General features: G+C 42.6%; 2 protein-coding genes. Both read left to right on the top strand.

All coding sequences use genetic code 11. The features are described from left to right. Positions 1–895, top strand: an 895-nt coding sequence (locus tag LD39_RS18520; protein ID WP_035551494.1) for an ABC transporter ATP-binding protein, incomplete at its 5' end; no start/stop codon positions are given. Beyond that, entirely contained in the window at positions 892–1,536 is a 645-nt protein-coding gene (locus tag LD39_RS18515; RefSeq protein WP_035551491.1) for a TVP38/TMEM64 family protein, read from the top strand. The genes LD39_RS18520 and LD39_RS18515, both read left to right, overlap by 4 nt. The last annotated feature ends 219 nt before the right edge of the window (positions 1,537–1,755 follow it).

The raw sequence follows: 1,755 nt of genomic DNA, 5'->3' as shown, positions 1-1,755 counted from the left end.
TTTCAAACTGAATAAAGGGGAGGTTCTCAGCGTTGTCGGGCCTTCGGGGAGCGGGAAGACAACCCTTTTGAGGATTTTAGCCGGTCTCGAAAAACCGACCTCAGGAAACATTTTTATGAACGATAATGAGATCACTCACAAAAAAGCCAATAAACGGAACGTCAGTCTCGTCTTTCAGCAGCCTTTATTATTCCCCCATATGACTGTGATTGAAAATATTCGCTATGGCTCTAAGTTGGCAGGTAAAAAAAATGAGTCAAAAATTTTGGAGCTGCTCGATGCCATCGACCTTGTGAATTATAAAAATTTCTTTCCATCGGAAATTTCAGGAGGCCAGCAACAACGTGTTGCCTTAGCAAGGGCAATGGCCACCGATCCAAAAGTGATCCTTTTCGATGAGCCATTCAGCAGTCTTGATCCAAAGCTTAGAAAAGAGCTCAGGTTTTGGGTGAGGGATTTCTTAGCAAAACGATCGATCACCTCCATCTTCGTTACTCATGATGTAGAAGAGGCAATGATCATGGGAGATCGGGTTGCTTTATTTCACGAAGGAATTTTCCAACAAATTAATAAACCTGAAACTCTCCATGAACACCCTGCAAATGCTTTTGTTGCTAACTTTTTAGGGGGGCATATCGTTCTTGATGACTCTACTTATGCTCCTCTGAAGGCTATCTCATTTGAATCCCCTGACTCAGGCAAGGATACTCTATCACTTCAAGGGGTTGTGCAGCATATCACTTACCAAAACGGACTAGTGATCGGGCATATTTTAATTGAAGATTTACAAGAGAAAATTGCTGTTCCTATGGAAACACCAGAAGTTAGTGAACAGATAAGCTTATACCTCCCCGTCTCCTCCCTTCGTCAATTTGCGGGAGAGTCAAGCAGATGAAATTTAAAAATCTATTTCGGGCACTTTTTTTCGTTCTCCTTTTTGTAGGCCTTGCATGGTTTGTTCGTCGACAGTTTGATGTTTCAGCCGATCATATCCCGTCATACATTTTATCTTTTGGTATCTACGGTCCGCTTATCTTTATGGGTCTCTATGCCGTCGGTCCGATCATCGCTTTTCCCACATCTGTATTATCTTTAGCTGCTGCATTTGCGTACGGCATTTGGCCGGGAATGCTCTACATAGTAATCGGAGCAACCGCTGCGGGTATAACAGGGTATATCATGGGACGTTTTTTCGGAGATTCCGTAGTGAAGTTCCAAGAGTCAAAGTGGTCAGAAAAAATTTATTATCGTATGAAAGACAAGGGATTTCTTTATGTATTCGTACTTCGCTTAATCCCCCTGGTCGGCTTTGACATCCTAAGTTATCTGGCAGGAATGACAAGGGTGAAGTTAGGATCATTTGTAGTTGCTACTGTATTCGGAATGCTACCGGGGACGTTTGCTTACAGTTTGGTTGGTACCAGCTTGGCAAGCGGGGACCGTACGTTGATCCTTATTGCACTAAGTGTGTTCGCTTTATTATTAGTTCTAACCTTTCTCTTCCGCAATAAAGTACGCAGTTGGTTAAACTTATAAAACTGCTATTGTTTTGTAGTGAAAGGTTACATCATACATGGACCAAAATGGATAAAAGTTATCCAACTAAAGTACAGGGTTGTGGAAGACACGATTTCGAGATATGTGTCGGTTCCGTTGCTAAATACGGATTAGGATTGGGTGGCAACAACTCGTCCAACTCCCACGCCCAGACACTCGCGTCATAAGCAGAAAATCAACGGAATGAAATAGCCCATT

The organism is Halobacillus sp. BBL2006 (genome assembly GCF_000786645.1).
Lineage (GTDB): Bacteria > Bacillota > Bacilli > Bacillales > Halobacillaceae > Halobacillus.
The sequence above is the reverse complement of the archived record's forward strand: the minus strand, read 5'-3'. Positions and strand labels throughout refer to the sequence as shown.